Genomic DNA, 17,357 nt, shown 5'->3' on the forward strand with positions numbered 1-17,357 from the left:
GCCGGGAGGGATGGAGCATTGCGGGGCTTGCGGGGTGGGAGGCTGGCGGGGGTGAGGGGCCGGACGGCTCTGTGGGGCTGACGGGTCCTGATCGGGGCTGACGGGGCTGGGCGTCGGGGGCCCTGGCTAAGTCGGGCTTGTCAGTGGCGGTCATGGCAACTTCAGCCCGTCCGGCGTTTGAGGACGAGGCCCCTTCAGGGCCGAAGCGGGGGTCTGGGGGCGGCAGCCCCCAGCAGGCCGGCACACTCACGCGCCCCGCAACGAACCGTCCGCTCAGGCCGCGCCGGCGAAGTGCTCACGCACCAGCGCCTGCACGACGTCCAAGTCCCGTGCCGTCAACGCCTCCAGCAGCGCCAGGTGCTCCGTCGCGTCCGCCACGAGATCGGCGCGTGCGCGCGAGACGGGCCCGCCGACCAGCGGCCACTGCGACCGCCGGTGCAGATCCTCGGCGATCCCGACCAACTGCTCGTTGCCGCCGAGGGCGAGCAGCGCCCGGTGGAAAACCCGGTCGGCCTCCGCGTACGTGACCCGGCAGCCGGAGGCCGCCGCGCGCACCCCCGCCTCGGCGAGGGGTCGCAGGTCCGCCCACCGCTCGGCGGGCACCGTACGGGCGAGCCGCAGCATCACGGGAACCTCGATCAGCGCCCGCACCTCGGCCAGTTCGGCGAGCTCGCGCGTCCCCCGCACGATCACCCGGAACCCCCGGTTGGGGACGACCTCGACGGCGCCCTCCAGCGCGAGCTGCTGCATCGCCTCCCGGACCGGCGTCGCGGAGACCCCGAAACGTTCCCCGAGGACCGGCGCCGAGTACACCTCGCCCGGCCGCAGGTCCCCTGCGACCAGCGCGGTGCGCAGCGCGTCGAGGATCTGGCCGCGCACCGAGGCGCGCTGGACGACCGGCCGGGGAGCCGGGATCGGGGTCTCGCTGTGCGTGTGCTCACCGCGCACGTCGCCCGCCGGACCGAACCGCTCACGGCCCGCGCCCGCGCCCTCGCCCTCGCCGAACTCGCCCACCTCACCGAACGGTCCGTACTCGGCGGCCCCTCCGCGCGACTGCGCCGGCACCCGGGCACCGTCGTCGGCTCCCTGCGCGGCCTGATTTTCCGTACCGATGGAGCCCTGGGCACTCTGCTCCACGGGGCCTCCTCCGGCCTTGTCGGTACTTGGGGTCATTACGGCGGGTTGTTACTCGCCCGTCAAGCACCTTAGGCGCACTTGCCGCCAGTTCAAATCCCGACGACATTGAGTAAGGTAAGGCTTACCTTGAATCGCTCCCGAAACGGCGGTCCCCGGCATGCCCACAGCCCTGTCGGCCACAGCGGCGGCCTACACCCGTCTCGCGGAGGTCTTCCCGGGTCTGACCGTCACGGAGCTGGAGCACGCGGAACCGTTGCCCCAGGGAGGCGGCTGGGTCGCCGCGGCCGAGCTCGCGCAGGGCGGACCCGCGCTGGACGCCTTCCTCGTCTGGGACGACGCACAGGTCGTCCGCGACTACGGGCAACGGGCGCGCCCGGACGTCGTCGCAAGCTTCGGACTGCACCGGTACGCCTGGCCCGCCTGCCTGCTGATCACCGTCCCCTGGTTCCTGCACCGCCGGGTGCCCCGCCTCCCCGTGACGCACGTCTCGTACGACCGCACCGGCGACGGCATGCGGATGGCCGTCCGCCCGCCCTCCTCCTTCGCCTGTCTGCCGGGCGACCCGGCGGCGCTGCTGCCCGGCGCCAGGGTGGTCGGGGACGAGGAGGCGCTGCGGGCGGAGGTGCGGGCGGCGATAGCGGAGCACCACGAGCCGGTGCTCGCCGGGTTCGGACCGCGGGCGCGACGGCGCGGTCGGGCCCTGTGGGGGATGGTCACCGACGAAATCGTCGAGGGCCTCTGGTACGTCGCCCATCTGCTCGGCGAGGGCACGCAGGAACGGGCGCGACGGGAACTGGAGCTCCTGCTGCCGGGCGCCACGCAGCCGTACGTCGGGTCGGCGGCCTTCCGCGAGCTGACCGGACCGAACGGCGAGGCCCTGCCCACCCGGGACCGGGCGAGCTGCTGCATGTTCTACACGGTGCGCCCCGAGGACACCTGCGCCACCTGCCCGCGCACCTGCGACGCCGACCGCGTCACCAAGCTCACCGCCGCCGCGACGAGTTGAGGCGCGAGCCTCAGGCACACTCAGCCACCCCCGGTGACAGGACACGCCCGCACGTCCCGTAAGATCACCCGGACGAGACTGCCTTTCGGTTACAGGCGATTCACAACTTTCTCACGTGTCACGGGAACTTTCCGTGGAACCATCCGTACGGGTAGTCTTATTCGAACTCAACTCCCGCCCCTCAAGCGGCAGTTCGAGCAGAACGTCGCCCTGGGCATCCCCTTGCACTTCCTTGGCGGCCTCTTGCCCCGAAACCCCCTGAGGGACGGCGGGATTGGGCCACTATGGCGGGCGTTACGCCCTATCCCAATGCAAGGGACCCCAGATGAGACTGACCGACATATCGCTGAACTGGCTGCTTCCCGGCGCCGTACTGCTCCTGGGCATGCTGGCGGCGGTGGCGGTGCTCGCGCGCGGCAAGCGCTCCTCCGGGGCAAACGCGAGCGCGGACGACTCGTGGGAGCGCACCGAGGAGCGCCGCAGGCGCAAGGAAGCCATATACGGAACCGCTTCCTACGTCCTTCTGTTCTGCTGTGCGGCCGTCGCCGCCGCACTTTCCTTCCACGGCCTGGTCGGATTCGGCCAGCAGAACCTCGGCCTCACCAACGGCTGGGAGTACCTGGTCCCCTTCGGCCTGGACGGCGCGGCGATGTTCTGCTCCGTCCTCGCGGTGCGCGAGGCCAGCCACGGTGACGCGGCGCTCGGCTCCCGGATACTCGTGTGGACGTTCGCCGGCGCCGCGGCCTGGTTCAACTGGGTGCACGCACCCAGGGGCCTGGGCCACGACGGCGCCCCGCAGTTCTTCTCCGGCATGTCGCTGTCGGCGGCCGTGCTCTTCGACCGGGCCCTGAAGCAGACCCGCCGCGCCGCGCTGCGCGAGCAGGGCCTGGTGCCCCGTCCGCTGCCGCAGATCCGCGTCGTGCGCTGGCTGCGGGCTCCTCGTGAGACCTACAAGGCGTGGTCGCTGATGCTCCTGGAGAACGTGCGCAGCCTGGACGAGGCCGTCGAGGAGGTCCGCGACGACAAGGTCCGCAAGGAGGAGACCAAGCTGCGCCGTCGCGAGCAGCAGCGGGTCGAGCGGGCCCAGTTGAAGGCGATCAGCCGAGGTCACGGTCGGTTCCCCGGCCGGGGTGGCGGCGGTGGCCGTCAGGTGGAGGCCCAGGCCGCGCTGGAGCGGGCCACGGCCGAGCGAGTGTCCGCGGAGCCTGCCATAGCGAACTCGGCGGAGCAGCTGCCCGTACGGTCACGGCCCTCCCTGCAGCCCGTTCGCCACGGGTCCGACTCGTCGATCACCGTCGACCTCACCGCGGAGGACGACACCATGGCCCTGCCGCGCCTCGACTCCCTGGAGCGCAAGCTCAAGGACCTGGAGCAGCAGTTCGGCTGACGGACAGGTAGGTACCACCGGGAAGGGGGCGCGACCACGACGGTCGCGCCCCCTTCCCGTTGCGTATCGCCCCTCGCCCATGGCCTGTCATTCAGGCGGCTTCGGCCCCCAGTTCGAACCAGACGACCTTTCCGCCGCCTTGCGCCCGCACGCCCCAGGTGTCCGCGAGGGACTCCACCAGGACCAGGCCCCGGCCGTGCGTGCCCTCGTCGGCGCTGGGGACGCTCGGCCGGGGGTGGCGGGCCACGAAGTCCCGCACCTCCACCCGCAGGCCGGACGGTGAGACGGTGGCCGTCAGCACCGCGTCGTCGTCGGTGTGCACGAGTGCGTTGGTGACGAGCTCGCTGGTGAGCAGTTCCGCCGTCTCCGACCGGCCGGGCCTTCCCCAGCCCCGCAGCAGTTCCCGCACCGCGCGGCGCGCCTCGGGCACCGCCCGTAGATCCGCCCGTCCGAGCCTGCGGCTGAGCTGCGACGCCCCGTCCTGCTCCGCCACGTCCTCGGCCGTGCCCTCCCCCGTCCGTCTCGTCGCCGAGGTGCCTGCGATCGCCGTCGGACCGCTTCCCCGTGCCTGCCTCTCCATGACCCCCGCCCGCGTGTCGATGTCGGTTCCCCTCCTGCTCGAACACGTTCACGGGGATCCTTGCCCGGTCGACACCGGGCCAGTCATGTCGAATCATCAACGGCCGGGTGTTCGGCCATGTTCGGGCGGGCCTCAGGGGGGCGCTCTTCCAGCACTCCCGAGGCTCCCTGATCCCCCCGAATCCTCCTCGAACCCTCCCAGGGGCGGCTGACGGACCGACGGCATCCGTCCGGACCACCGAGGAGGGCGCCGTGAAACAACGACCGGACCCTGTTTCCAGCGTGCGCGGAGCGCACGATGCGACGGTTCGTGCGCTCTGCGCCGCAAGGGGCCTGTGTGCCGTCGGCCCGGTCCGTCGGGCACGGGCCGGGCGAGCCGGTGCCGGACGACAGGGCGTCGCCGGCCGCGCACGAACCGTCCGCGACGGACACCGGGCGGGAAAGGCCCTGCTCGACAAGGTGATTCCGGTCGGCGGGGCGGGTGCCCGAGGAGGGGGCGGCGACTGCGGGGAGACGGTGATCGGCCCCGGGCCCAGCGGCGACGAACTCGGCGGCCTGGCGGAGGGGACGGTGTGCGACGGCGCGGGCGTACCCCTGAAGGGCGCACGCCCGCGCAACCGGCGCCCGGCCATCGCCTCCCCGGCGAGCGGTGGTGAGCCGGTGCATCCGCTCTACGGGGCGGACGTCGTCCCGGCCGCCCTGGCCCCCGTCCCGCCTACGCACCCGAGCGACCTGCTGACCGCCGGGGATCGCCCCGTCTACGGATTCGTCTCTGCCGACCTGGCCGTACCCGAAGAAGAGGTGGGGCAGCTGGTGTCGGACGGCCGGAGTGCGCCGACCGGACGGAAAGGGAAGGCCCTCGGTTTCACCGCTTTCCCGTTGCCGACGAGGTTGGCCGGAATGCGGTGGCCCTCACGCGGAAACGCAACGGGAATCGTGTCCGCGCGTTTGCCCCCGCATACTCCAGCCGCCTGGGATTACGGGACAGCCCTTTAGCTGCCTTCGACTCCCGTCGTGCCGATGTGGAAGATCTTGTGGCCGCGGGTCATGTCGACGATGAGCTTGGTCGTCGTGTCGCTGCCCCAGGTGAGGGTGACGACGGCCTCCGTGTAGTTCGCCGCCGTGCCGTTGTCGGTGACCTTCCATGCGAGCGGAACGTTCTGGGCCTGCAGGACGCCGTTGGCGTGGTTCTTCTCCTCCCAGGCCTTCAGTTCCTTCTGGAAGGCGGGGGTGAGGTAATGCTTGCGGAGTTCGTCCGCGAGCTTGCCGCCGCCCTCGTCGGTCACCGCGTCGATGTAGGCGCCGTAGAAGTCGGCGATGCGGGTGATGTTGTCGGACGGCTTACCGCTGACGCTGCGCGGGCTGCCGGCGGAGGCCTGGGCCGTCACGCCGAGCCCGAGGGCCAGGGCGAGGCCCGCGGCCAGGGCGGCGCGGCGGCGGGTGGTCCGAAGACGGCTCGCGCGCTTGCCGGCGTCGCTGGTCTCGCTGGTCTCGCCGGTGTTGTCGGCCAGGCTGGTCATGCTCGACATGTGTGTGTTCCCCGGATATCTCTTGTGTCTGGTCTGGCTGGGCTTGTGGTCGGTCCGGTGACCAAGTGGTCGTGCGGGGCCCGCCGCCCTCCCGACCCCCGTGACGGGAGGGCGGCGGCCCCGGCTTTTCTCAGTGGTCGTTCGGGGCGTTCGGGTCGTACGGGTCGTACGGATGTGAGGGTCGTGCGGTCAGCGGAGCTTGTTGACGGCCGTGACGGTCGTCTTCTTGAAGGCCTTCACCGGCGCGTCGTCGAAGTCGCCCAGCTGGCCCCAGTTCACGACCGTCACCCGCGTTCCGTCCCGGCCCACGGAGAGGAGGTGGATGTCGGTCGCGCCCCAGGAGGTCTCGGTGTGCAGGCCGTAGACATGCGCGCCCTCCTCGACGTTCAGCTTCCCGTAGTCCTTGAGCTTGGCCGTGACCTCCGGGTCGGCCTGCTCGATCCGCGCGGCGCAGGACTTGATGTGCTCGTTGACCGACGAGAACCGCCGCTTCGCCGCGCTGACGCTCGACAGCTCGACGCTGACCTGACGGGCGCTGGTGTCGAGGTCGGTCCGGAAGTCCCGGTACCAGGAGTCCCGGCCGTCGCCCAGCGCCGTGCCGAGACAGGGGTCCGCCTCCGTGTCCGGCGATGCGCCGGCGATGATCTCGCCGGCCGTCCAGGCCGAGCTGGGGTGCGGCGGAAGGTCGGCGGCGGAGAGGAAGCCGGGTGGCTGCGGCGCGCCTGCGCCCGCCGGTGCGGCGCTTGCCGGAGCGGCGCCGGCGGGTACGGCGAGCAGGGTGCCGAGGGCGAGGCCCGCGGCCGTGAGTGCGGTGAGCCCGGTGAGCGAGGCGGCTCGGATGCGCCTGGGCATGGGTGTCCCCCGTGAGTGAGTGCATGGGTGTGGATCGTCGCCGCGAGCCGGTTGGTCGATCCGGCCCTGGTCGGTGCGACACCAAGAGCATCGGCGGACGGGGCGGCCCGGTGCAACGCTCTCCGCCCGATCGGCCGTGGTGGAACCATCCCAGCCCATCTGACGTGCAGGTATATGGGTGCCTGGGATGACCGCCCGGGCCTGACGAGCCGGGGGAACGGTGTCGACCGACGACGGTGTGGGCGATGTGACGGAGTTCGCGGCGCTGCTGACGGAACTGAAGGGGCGCACTGAGCGCAGCTATGGCTCTCTCGCGCGCCGGCTGGGCATGAACACTTCGACTCTGCACCGGTACTGCGCGGGGGAAGCGGTTCCACAGGATTTCGCCCCCGTCGAGCGGCTCGCGGAGTTCTGCGGAGCGACATCCGAGGAACGCCTCGAACTGCACCGGCGATGGTTGCGAGCAGTGGCGGCCCGTCAGCAGCGGGCGACGCGTGGCGTCACGGCTCCGGAAGCACCGGACACAGCGTCAGAAGGGGACACCCCTACGTCGGCGGAAACGGAGGTTCGGGAATCCGACGGGCGACAGGCACCGCCTCGCCGTTGGTACCGTCGCCGGCGCGCCACGGTCCTCGTCGGTGTCGCCTGCGCGGTCCTCGCCACCCTGGGAAGCCTGTCCGCGCTGCCCGGCGGCCACCACCCGTCGGCTTCCGACGACGCCGCCCGGGCCCCGGGATCCACCGCCGACCCGTACCGGACGACGTCCCCGCATCCCTCCCCCACTCCCACCACCAGCACGACCGCCTCCCCCACACCCGGCGCTGCCTCGCCCTCCCTTCCTCCCGGATCCGGCAGGACCTCCCCCTCCCCGCACAGCGCCCCGGCCGGCGGCAAGGCCCCGGCACCCGCGACGGGCGTACCGCTCGTGTGGACCGCCGACTCCCAGGTCTGGGCGCTCGGCTGCGGTCACGACTACGTCATCGACAAACCGCCGGCGCAGGTTCCACCGCCCCCGGCTGAGCAGGACGCCGGTCAGTGGGCGTCGGCCCAGGGCGCCCTGCACGGACGGGAGACCAACGTGGAGATCTCGGTGCAGGGCCGCGACTCGACGGCCGTCGTCCTGACGGCGTTGCGTGTGCGGGTCGTCGGCCGGGCCTCACCCGCGCCGGGCACCGTGTACGCCATGGACCAGGGCTGCGGCGGCTCGCTCAGCAAGCGTTACTTCGCGGTCGACCTGGACAAGGACCGCCCCGTGGCGCACTCGGTCGCCGGCAACGACGCAGGCACTCCAATCCCTGCGGTCAGCCTGCCCTACCGCGTGTCCAGCGAGGACCCGGAGGTGCTGCTGGTCACGGCACGGACCGAGACCTGCGACTGCAACTGGTACCTCGAACTCGACTGGTCGTCCCAGGGTCGGACCGGGACCGTCCGCGTCGACGATCACGGCCGCCCGTTCCGCACGAGCGGCATCAAAGGCCTGCCTCGCTACTGGTACGGCTGGGGCAACGGGGAGCGTGGGTGGGTCCCCGCCACCGACTGACCACCCTGGCCTGACCGTCGCCGTCCGGCGGGACCAGCGTGACCAGCGGTGACCGGCCGGGCTCCCAACGGCCTCACGGCCGAGGCACGTTGCGCAGGTTGGAGCCAAGTGACCGCGGGGGCCCGGTCACGCCTCCCAGACGGCCGCCGCGGTGCGATCGTCGGAGTAACCCTTCACCCTCACCTGGGTGTCGGCGAGGAAGGCGGCGAGGCCGGGCGGGGTGGGGTCCGACCAGCGTCCCGCCAGATACGCGGACAGCTCCGGCTCGCCGCGCAGGGGCTCGGCCAGCCCGCCGGTGCACATCAGGAGCGTGTCACCCGGGCGGGCTACGGAGGCACGGAAGCGGAAGGGATCGCGAGGCGGCTCGGGGGTGGGGTCGTAGGGGTTCGGCGGGGTCGTGATGCCGAGGTCCATGGTGAGGCGGTCGCCCTCGGGCGTCTCGGCCGGCAGGGACCCGAACCCGACGACCGGCTCCCCGGCGATCTCGCCCACCTGGGGCTCGATGTCCCGCCACACTCCGCCGCGCAGCCGGAACAGTCCGCCCACGCCGACGCCGAAGAAGACGCGCGTGCGGCAGTCGGGGTCGGCGGGCAGGAGCAGACAGCGCAGGGTGGCCGCGTACTCCTCCGGCGCCAGGCCTTGTTCGGCGGCGCTGGCGCGGAGCCGGCCGAGGCTGCGGTCGGTGAGACGGTGCAGGCCGGACTTCAGGTCGCCACGCCGGGCCGCCCTTATGTCCTCGGCGAGTCGAACGTGGCTGCGGCCCACGGCCCGTCCGATCCACTGGCACGCCTCGGCGGCCGCCCGGTGGGCTCCCGGGGTCGCCCGGGCGCCGGTCGCCATCGCGACCAGGATCAGCGCATGCTCGCCCGCGCCGAACCGGGCGGTGAGCAGTGAGTCACGGCGCGGCTCGCCCCGGTACCGCGCGGAGTCCCCCCGCACGGACACGGCCCGCAACGCGCAGGCCCCGTACCGGGCCCCGTCCAGGACGGTGTCGGCGACGAGATCGTCCAACTCGTCCGGGTCCGCGAGCGGGAGGGCGGTGGGCTCGGCGTCGTAGGTGGGTGGCCCGGAACCGACGTAGTCCTTGTGGGCCGGGAGGGGAGGAAGAGCGGGGACTGCGGGAAGGGCGGGAAGGGCGGGGAGAGCGAGGAGGGTGGGGGGATGGTCGGGCTGCTGGGGGTCGCCGGGCGAAGAGGGCAAAGAGGGAGAAGAGAGAGAAGGAAGGGAAGGAAGGGGGCCTTGGGGGACGGGGCCGGGCTGGGGGGCGACGGCTTCTGGCGGACCGGGGGCGCCCTTCGGGTCAGGGACCCCTTGAGGGTCAGGGGCACGCTCAGGTGCTGGAAGTACTGGGGAGTGGGGGGCGCGCGCCGGGAGTGGGGGGCGCTCGGGGGTGCGGGCGCCCCCGGAGGCGTGGGCACTCCTGGGGGTGGAGGGGTAACTCGCCGGGGGGCGCGGGGCTGCCGTGCCGTCGGCGGAGGGCGCGGCGGGGGCGGCCGGGGCAGTCGGAGGGGGTGGCGCGTGGGCCGGAGTGGGCGGCAGCGCGGGCGGGGGTGGCGGCACAGTCGGTGCGGTTGGTGTGGCTGGTGCGGCGGACGGCGTGGCGGCTGAAGTCGCCGGAACGGAGGGGGAGGTTGTCGGCAACCCAGGTGAAGGGGAGGGAGGCGCCGAGGGTTGGGAGGGGGCGGACGGTGTCTCCGTCGGCGTACGCCCGTCGGTCATGGAGGTTGCGGGGCCGCCGGGCGCCCGCTCGGCGAAGCCCGGCGGCAGCGGGCCGGGCGGGAAGTTCGTGGGACCGGGAGGTGTGGCCGAAGGCGGTTCCCAGGGAGCGCGGTGCCGCTCGGGCGGACGGGCGCCCGGATCGGCGTCGGCCTCGCGTGCGCCGCCGTCGGCACTCTGACCGGCGACGTCCCGGCCTGAGCTCCGGCCGAGGTCACGCTCCGGGTCGGAGTCCGCGCTGACCTTGGCAGCCGGACCGGAGTCCCGGACGGCGCTCCACCCGAGATCACCCGTGGCATCACCCCACGAGACATCTCCGACGCCCGGGGAAGCATCCAGACCGGCGTCCAGACCGGGGTCCGAGGAGGCGTCCGGCTCAGCGGCCCAGCCGACGCCACGGCCCGCTTGACGGCCGACGTCCCGGCCGGTGCCGCGTCCCGCATCGTCCCCGGCGTCACGCCCATCGGCGAGCCCGCTGTCACGGTCCCCTGCGTACCAGCCTGCACCTGCACCTGCACCTGGGCCTGGGCCTGGGCCGGAGTCGGTCACTCGGCCGCGCCGGGGCGGCGGAACCGTGGCCTCCGGTGAGGTCGGCGGCCCTGTCGGCGTCGCGTTCTGCGAGGTCCACCAATCGGTCCGGCCGCGGGGACCGGGCCGCTCCGCCCGTGGTGCCGGCACCGAGCCGACGGGGCCCGAAGGATCTGCAGGGTCCACGTCGTCCACGTCGTCCACGGGGTCCGTGTCGTCGTCCGTACCGGCGCCGTCGTGCGTGCCGACATCCGTATCCGCGCCGTCCGCCGCGCCCCCGGAGTGCGCCGCCGTGCCCGCGGAGCGGACCGCTCCGGCGGCCGAGGCGAAACGGTCGTCCAGGGAGTCGGCGGCGGGCGTGGGCCCCGTGTCCTCGGTGGAGTCGTCGTACAGCTGCCCCCACCAGTCGTCCTCGTGACCGGTGGACCTTCCCCCCTGCTGGCTCATGCCCCCAATTGTCCACCGCACGGGCCGTATGAAAACGGGGCATCCGGAAAATGCGCCACCGCACGGGTGTCGAACAGCATGTCGAGCGACGTCCGGAACAGAACCCGGCGCTGCACGGTGCGCAGCCCCACTGCAGCTGGGCTGGCACGCGTACGAGCGCGGCTGGGTGACGCGAGAGCGGTGAGCTCGCCGTCCGATCCAGCCGATCCAGCCGATCCAGCCGATCCAGCCGATTGCGTACGTCTTGACCTGCGACTTCTTCTCGATTCGGGCACCCTGGGCAGATGGGAGTGTGGGAACTCCTGCTGGTCGGACTGGTCATTCTGCTCGGCCTGTGCGGAGTGCTGGTGCCCGGCGTGCCGGGATCGTGGCTGGTGTGGGCCGCGGTCCTGTGGTGGGCGCTGGAGGACCCGCAGCCGGTCGCCTGGGCCGGGCTGATGGGGGCGACGCTGGCGCTCTTCCTCTCCCAGGTGGTGCGCTGGGCCCTGCCGCCCCGTCGGCTGCGCGCGAGCGGCGCGACGCCCCGGATGGCGGTGTACGCGGGCCTCGGCGCGTTCCTCGGCTTCTTCCTGCTCCCCGTGCTCGGCGCGATCCCCGGCTTCATGGGCGGCATCTACCTCTGCGAACGCCTCCGCCTGGGCCGCCACGGCGAGGCACGGGCGGCCCTGCGCACCGCGATGCGCTCCGGCGGCTCCAGCGTTCTCGCCGAGCTGTTCACCTGTCTGCTCATCATGGGCGCGTGGCTGGGGGCTGTGCTGTGGGGATGAAACACCGCTAGAGCGCTGCCGGGAACGAACCCTCCAGCGTGAGCAGCCGAACCTTGCGCTCCAGGCCGCCCGCGTATCCCGTCAGCGAGCCGTCGGCGCCGATCACCCGATGGCAGGGCCGCACGATCAGCAGCGGATTCGCCCCGATCGCTCCTCCGACGGCCCGTACGGCCATCCGCGAGGCGCCGACACGGGCGGCGATCTCGCCGTACGTCGTGGTCGCCCCGTAGGGGACGGAGTCGAGGGCGGCCCACACCCGCTCGCGGAACTCGGTGCCGTCGCCACGCAGCGGAAGCCGGAACTCCTTCAACTCGGCGGCGAAGTAGGCGGCAAGCTGGTCCCTGGCGGAACGGAACGGCCCGGGGTCGTGCCGCCAGCCGTCCTGGACTGTCCTTGCGCCCTTCTGTCCGGGCACGGAGAGGGACGTCAGCACGCCGGACGGGTCGGCGGTGAGCAGCAGGGGGCCGAGCGGGCTGTCCACGCTGGTGTAGTACGTCAGGTCGGTCGGGGTGTTCATCGTTCCTCCGCGGCGCGCAGGTGGTGCAGGGCGTAGGTGCGCCAGGGGCGCCAGGTGTCGGGGACGTCCGCGCCGGGCGGCGCGACGTCGGGATCGCCGAGAGCGCGGGCTCGGATCGCCGCCACCGTACGGGCGTCCAGGCCGGGCAGCGCAAGCAGCGCTTCCTGGGCGTCGTCCCGGTCGACGCCCGGATCGAGGCGTACGGTGCCGTCGGCGAGAGCGGCGGCGAGAGCGCCGAGGGGCCCGCCGGACTCGGTCGGATGTTCGGCCCCGGAGTCGGCGTCGGCCAGGACGGCCGGCTCGGGGAAGAGGTGGGTGAGGGTTCCGCAGGGTGCGTCGAGGGCCTTGCCGTAGCCGCGGACCAGGCGTTCCGCCTCCGTCCGCCCCACCAGCGCCCGTACGGCGCACTCCTCCGGGTCGGCGGCCCCCGGCGCGCGCAGCCCGGGCCGGGCGGCGATCAGCGGGGCGAGCCGTGGATCGGCGCCGAGCCTCTCGTCGACGGCGTACGGGTCGGCGTCGAGGTCGAACAGCCGCCGCAGCCGCTGGACGGCGGTGGTGAGGTCGCGCAGGTCGGTGAGGTGCAGCCGGGCGTCGAGCCAGCCCCCGGGGTGGACGGCCGTGGCCCGGCCGGTGTCGCCCAGCCGCTCGTCCACGGCGACGATCCCGGTGCCGTAGGGCAGCCGCAGCGTACGACGGTACGTGCGTCCGCCGAGCGGCCCGCTCACCTCCTCGACACCGGTCACGGCCTCTTGTTCCAGCAGGTCGAACACGGTGCCCGCGTGGTAGGGGCCGCGGTGGGCGAGCCGCAGCGGGAGCCCGGCGGACGGGGTGGCGCTGCGGCGACTCGCGCGGACGGTGGCCCGCAGCTCGGTCGGGGTCGCCGCGTACACGGCCCGGACGGTGTCGTTGAACTGTCGCACACTGGCGAACCCGGACGCGAAGGCGATCTCGGTGACAGGCAGGCCTGTCGTCTGCAGCAGGACCCGCGCGGTGTGGGCGCGCTGCGCCCGGGCGAGGGCGACCGGACCCGCGCCGAGTTCGGCGGTGAGCTGGCGCTGCACCTGGCGGGAGCTGTAGCCGAGCCGGTCGGCCAGCCCGGTGACGCCCTCGCGGTCGACGACGCCGTCGCCGATCAGCCGCATGGCGCGGCCCACGACGTCGGCGCGCACGTTCCAGTCGGCCGATCCCGGGACGGCGTCCGGACGGCACCGCCGGCAGGCCCGGAACCCGGAGCCCTGCGCGGCGGCGGCCGTCGCGAAGAAACGCACGTTGTGGCGCTTCGGTGTCACGGCGGGGCAGCTGGGCCGGCAGTAGATGCCGGTCGTCTCGACGGCGAAGAAGAACTCGCCGTCGAACCGGGCGTCCCTGCTGCGGACCGCCTCGTAACGCGTTTCCTGGTCCGTCATGGGTTCCAGTCTTCGCCCACGACGGAAACCCTGCTAGCGGAAATCGGACGTGGCGTCGGGGCTGAAACCCGTTACCGGCAACCGGACACGTGCACGCCCACCCGGTTCACCGAGGCGGAGCGGGTCGCCATGAGCCCCGCCCGCGCTTCGCCTCCACCGCCGCCCGGCCTTCGGCCTGCTTGCGCTTCCAGTCCTGGCGGATGTCGGCACGCATGCGGGCGTCGGACTTGGCGACGATCCACTGGTTCTCCCGGACGAGCTTGCGGTAGCTCTCCAGTCGTCGCAGGGGCAGCTCCCCGTCGTCGACGGCGGCCCGCACCGCGCACCCCGGCTCGACCTCGTGCGCGCAGTCATGGAACCGGCAGCCCCGGGCGAACTCCTCGATCTCCGAGAAGACCTGCCCCACCCCGCCGCCTGCGTCCCAGAGGCCGACGCCGCGCAGCCCGGGCGTGTCGATGAGGACGCCCCCGCCGGGCAGCGGCAGCAGGTTACGCGTGGTAGTGGTGTGCCGCCCCTTGCCGTCCATGTCGCGGGTGGCCTGAACGCCCATCACGTCCTCGCCGACGAGCGCGTTCGCCAGCGTCGACTTGCCCGCGCCGGACGCCCCGAGCAGCACGGATGTGCCCCGGCCGAGGAGCGCGGCAAGCTCCTCGACGCCCTCGCCGTCGCGGGCGCAGACGGTGAGGACGGGAACGCCGGGCGCGCTGGTCTCCACGTCCTGCACGAGGTAGGAGAGCGCGACCGGGTCGGGCACCAGGTCTGCCTTGGTGAGCACGACGACGGGCTGCGCGCCGGACTCCCAGGAGAGTGCCGACCTATGCAGCAGGGCCTCACCACTCGAACAGGACATGGCCAGCGCCAGATACCGTTCGATCCGCCCGAGGTCGAGTTCGACCGCGAGCGACACACAGATGACGACGCGATCGATGTTAGTGGCCAGCACCTGGCCCTCGGAACGCTTCGACGACGTCGAGCGGACGAAGGCGGTACGGCGCGGAAGCAACGTCCGCACATACCGCGGATCGCTGCCGTCCGGGTCCACGGCGACCCAGTCCCCCGTGCAGACGACCTTCATCGGGTCACGAGGAACGACGAACTCGGTGTCGGCACGCACGATGCCGACCGGTGTGACGACGTCGCACTGGCCGCGGTCGACCCGTACGACACGGCCGGGCAGGAGACCCTGCTCGGCGTACGAAGCGAACTCCGCTTCCCACCCCTCGTCCCAGCCGAACGAGGCCAGAGGATGCGACGAAGCAGAAGAAGCCGAAAGAGAAGAGAGATTCAAGGGAAACCCTTCATAAGGGCGGCCCCGGCAGCGCGCACTCACAGGCGCGAAGAGGACAGTAAAGGTCAGCCGGAGACCACGGGGGTGGAGTGGATGAACTTCTGGTTGCGGGCAGCGCCCATCACAGAGACAGTCATCGGTCACACCTCCCGTTTCTCACTCGGTCGACAGCGGCGGCCAACGGCCACCGCATGAAGCGGACTTCACCCTAGACGCGCCCGTATTCGGGCACCATCGAATTTTCGGCAGGGTCACAGGCCGTACCGGTCGAGAAGCCGCATCAGGTTGCGCTTGCGCTTCTGGCCGGCACGCAGCCAGCGTGGCCCGGCGAACGCCCGCAGGTCGTCTTCGTCGAAGTCCGAGGAGGAGCACGGCCCCGGCAGGATCTGCATCCGTTCCTCGCTCAGCCGATAGCGGAGCCAACGCCAGTGAGGCCGTACCGCGTGGGTGTGCACACCCACGAATTGAACGTGCGCTGCTGCGGGCAGCCGATGCCAAGGAGGGCGAGGTCTCCCTGGCATCTCACCTCGCCCACGAGGAGACCGCCTTGAGGAGATATCTCCCCACGGGCCGGCCATGCGTCCGCCGGGCACCGGTCACGCCATGCCGTAGAGGGTCTCCAGGTCGACCAGTTGGACATCAGGGTCGGCAAGTGCGGCCGTGTAGGCCTTGTCGTTGAAACCTGCGCCGCTGAGACACATGAGTCGGGTGCTCGTGGTGTCGTAGCGTCCGGCCTGGGCAATGAGGTCGCGGATGTGTTGGAGGCGCTCGATGTGGGCGACGCCCATGGTGTCATTCCACTTGGCCTCGCCGATGGCCAAGAGCGGCGGCCTGGATCCGTCAGCGATGCCGATGACCGCCACATCCACTTCGTGTCCGACGCGGGCCTTGGGATCGTGTACCACGCCGTGTCCTACCCGGGCGGGCAGACCTCCGATCAGCTCTGGGTCGGCGTGGTGCAGTGCCCAGTCGCGGCAGACCTGTTCGAAATGAGGGCCCAGGACGTTACTGGTGAAGCGGCGACGGCTGGCCTGCCAGACCCGGGCTGCGCTGCCGGGGCGTTCCAGTTGGTCCCAGACCGGCCGCATGATGGCGTGATAGAAGCCGATCAGCGGTTCGGCGATGCGGTAGGTGGGACGGTTGTCCCGGAAGGCGTCGGCATCCCGGTGCAGCAGGCCGGCGTCTTCGAGGACGTTGATGGGGTGCGCGATGTCGGTGGCCTTGCGCTCCAGATACCCGGCCATGCCTCCACGGGTGGCGTTGCCGTCGGCGACTGCGGCGAGCACGGAGAGGTACAGGGCGGTGTCTCGCAGGTCGGGCTCTTCCGCGAGCAGATAGCGGGCCTCGCGGAACAGAGGCGTCTCTGGGTTGAGGACGGTGCGGACGACCCAGTCATCGAAGTCGTCGGCTCCGTTCGGGGTGTCGCCGCGGGCGAATTCCCGCCGATACGCAGGTGTGCCGCCCACGATCGCGTTGACCTGCAGGGCCAGGCGAGGGTCTGTGATGTTCCAGAATTCGGCGGCCAGGCGGTGGTCGAGAGGGCGGACAACCAACTCCAGCCCCGCCCGGCCTCGCAGGGGGGCGTTACCGGACAGCAGCCTGCCCATGAACGACAGCGCTGAGCCGCACAGCAGCAGTCGGGTGCGGGAGCCGCTGCGCTGGTCGCGGAGGGTCCGCAGCGCCTCCTGGATGATCGAGGGGAGCTCCGGATTCGCCTTGGCGAGATACGGGAACTCGTCGATCACGACGGGAACGGGCCGTTCCGTACCCAGCGCAAGGAGCGCGTCGACGGCCTCGGCCCAGTCGGAGAAATGGTACGGACTGGCAGGGCGCACATGCGCCGTCAGCGCGGCGCTGATCCGCCGCAAAGACTCGGCGTCGGCGGCCTCGGTCGCCCCGAAGTAGAACCCGCCTGCGGCACGGCAGGCCGCGTCGAGCAAGAAGGTCTTGCCCTGTCGGCGCCGTCCGGAGACCACACCGAGCGTCGCGCCAGGCTGTTCATCCTCGATGAACCGTCTCAGCGCCGACCATTCGTAGTCGCGGTCGAACATCTCAACGGGCTTTTCCATGCCTCTCCGATTCCGAGGAGATAGAACCACATATCTATTAACTGTACCCCTATGTCAATGATGATTGTCTGCATCTGCGAGAGCGACCGGGTTTCCGCGAGCCGGAGGCTGCTTGACTCTGGATCGAGGCTGGAGGAACTCATCGAGGCCGACCCTGGCATGCTGGGGCGGCCGCTGCTCCTTGTCGGCAGGCAGGTGAGAGCTGGTAGAACTTGCACCGGCTGCACAGCAGCCTCGGTTACCGCAGTCCCACCGGCTACGAGGCCGCAATGGCGGCCTGACCACCACACAGATGGTGTCCGTCAAAGCGGCACAAGCGCGAGGGAATGGCCGAGGGAATGGCAAGGAGTCGCATGCGGCAGCAGCCCGGGCTTCCACCTACATTGAACCCCTACCGCGACTGGACAGGCCGCGCGAACTCACGGACGCACCAGTCGGCAACGCCGGACCAGCTTGCCCACGGCCGCGCACCACCTGGGAGCACTGCCGCTTCTCCCCCTGTCGCGACACGGTGCAATGTCGTGACCGTCTGGTATGACTGATGGTCACCAACGCGACGTGTGGCCCACACACGCGATCCACAGGGGTG

The 17,357-nt window shown here is 71.8% G+C and carries 14 protein-coding genes; 4 read left to right on the top strand and 10 right to left on the bottom strand.

Translation table 11 applies throughout. From position 1 onward, the window contains the following. Positions 1-273: 273 nt before the first annotated feature. Positions 274-1,137 (bottom strand): GntR family transcriptional regulator, encoded by an 864-nt coding sequence (locus ACIBAF_RS24700; protein WP_399465687.1) that lies wholly within the window; start codon positions 1,135-1,137, stop codon positions 274-276. A gap of 157 nt (positions 1,138-1,294) precedes the next feature. Between ACIBAF_RS24700 and ACIBAF_RS24705 the strand changes: the two genes are divergently transcribed. Together ACIBAF_RS24705 and ACIBAF_RS24710 are read left to right on the top strand one after the other, a co-directional pair. Continuing rightward, positions 1,295-2,143: a (2Fe-2S)-binding protein gene (locus ACIBAF_RS24705; protein WP_399465689.1), complete on the top strand. Its 849-nt coding sequence runs from the start codon at positions 1,295-1,297 to the stop codon at positions 2,141-2,143. Positions 2,144-2,468: 325 nt separating this feature from the next. Then, positions 2,469-3,530 (top strand): DUF2637 domain-containing protein, encoded by a 1,062-nt coding sequence (locus tag ACIBAF_RS24710; protein WP_079658789.1) that lies wholly within the window; start codon positions 2,469-2,471, stop codon positions 3,528-3,530. Between the two features lie 91 nt (positions 3,531-3,621). On the opposite strand, the gene ACIBAF_RS24715 is transcribed toward ACIBAF_RS24710, so the two are convergent. From ACIBAF_RS24715 to ACIBAF_RS24725, 3 genes are all read right to left on the bottom strand, one after another. Beyond that, positions 3,622-4,110 (bottom strand): ATP-binding protein, encoded by a 489-nt coding sequence (locus ACIBAF_RS24715; protein WP_399465691.1) that lies wholly within the window; start codon positions 4,108-4,110, stop codon positions 3,622-3,624. Positions 4,111-5,101: 991 nt separating this feature from the next. After that, positions 5,102-5,629, bottom strand: a complete 528-nt coding sequence (locus ACIBAF_RS24720; protein ID WP_399465796.1) for a hypothetical protein — start codon at positions 5,627-5,629, stop codon at positions 5,102-5,104. A gap of 198 nt (positions 5,630-5,827) precedes the next feature. After that, positions 5,828-6,490 (bottom strand): hypothetical protein, encoded by a 663-nt coding sequence (locus tag ACIBAF_RS24725; protein ID WP_399465693.1) that lies wholly within the window; start codon positions 6,488-6,490, stop codon positions 5,828-5,830. A gap of 220 nt (positions 6,491-6,710) precedes the next feature. On the opposite strand from ACIBAF_RS24725, the gene ACIBAF_RS24730 reads away from it, so the two are divergent. Further along, complete coding sequence (locus ACIBAF_RS24730; protein WP_399465695.1) at positions 6,711-8,030, top strand: helix-turn-helix domain-containing protein; 1,320 nt, start codon at positions 6,711-6,713, stop codon at positions 8,028-8,030. A gap of 126 nt (positions 8,031-8,156) precedes the next feature. On the opposite strand, the gene ACIBAF_RS24735 is transcribed toward ACIBAF_RS24730, so the two are convergent. After that, the gene (locus tag ACIBAF_RS24735; RefSeq protein ID WP_399465697.1) at positions 8,157-9,230 is read right to left on the bottom strand and encodes a PP2C family serine/threonine-protein phosphatase; all 1,074 of its coding nucleotides are present in this window, start codon (positions 9,228-9,230) and stop codon (positions 8,157-8,159) included. Between the two features lie 1,775 nt (positions 9,231-11,005). Here ACIBAF_RS24735 and ACIBAF_RS24740 point away from each other — a divergent pair. Then, positions 11,006-11,488, top strand: coding sequence for a DUF456 domain-containing protein (locus ACIBAF_RS24740; RefSeq protein ID WP_399465699.1), 483 nt, complete (start codon positions 11,006-11,008; stop codon positions 11,486-11,488). A gap of 7 nt (positions 11,489-11,495) precedes the next feature. Here ACIBAF_RS24740 and ACIBAF_RS24745 read toward each other — a convergent pair whose 3' ends face one another. The 5 genes from ACIBAF_RS24745 to ACIBAF_RS24765 form a co-directional block, all read right to left on the bottom strand. Further along, on the bottom strand, positions 11,496-12,005 hold the full coding sequence (locus ACIBAF_RS24745; protein ID WP_399465701.1) for a methylated-DNA--[protein]-cysteine S-methyltransferase: 510 nt from the start codon (positions 12,003-12,005) through the stop codon (positions 11,496-11,498). Further along, positions 12,002-13,411, bottom strand: coding sequence for a bifunctional transcriptional activator/DNA repair enzyme AdaA (locus ACIBAF_RS24750; RefSeq protein WP_399465703.1), 1,410 nt, complete (start codon positions 13,409-13,411; stop codon positions 12,002-12,004). The genes ACIBAF_RS24745 and ACIBAF_RS24750 overlap by 4 nt, the downstream gene beginning before the upstream one ends. 106 nt (positions 13,412-13,517) lie before the next feature. Then, a complete protein-coding gene (gene rsgA, locus ACIBAF_RS24755; protein WP_399465705.1) occupies positions 13,518-14,699 on the bottom strand; it encodes a ribosome small subunit-dependent GTPase A in 1,182 nt (393 codons plus the stop codon). Positions 14,700-14,950: 251 nt separating this feature from the next. Beyond that, a complete protein-coding gene (locus tag ACIBAF_RS24760; RefSeq protein ID WP_399465707.1) occupies positions 14,951-15,160 on the bottom strand; it encodes a hypothetical protein in 210 nt (69 codons plus the stop codon). 135 nt (positions 15,161-15,295) lie between these two features. After that, the gene (locus ACIBAF_RS24765) at positions 15,296-16,768 is read right to left on the bottom strand and encodes an ATP-binding protein (protein ID WP_399465709.1); all 1,473 of its coding nucleotides are present in this window, start codon (positions 16,766-16,768) and stop codon (positions 15,296-15,298) included. Between the last annotated feature and the right edge of the window lie 589 nt (positions 16,769-17,357).

It is taken from the genome of Streptomyces sp. NPDC051677, assembly GCF_044453465.1.
Classification (GTDB): Bacteria; Actinomycetota; Actinomycetes; order Streptomycetales; family Streptomycetaceae; genus Streptomyces.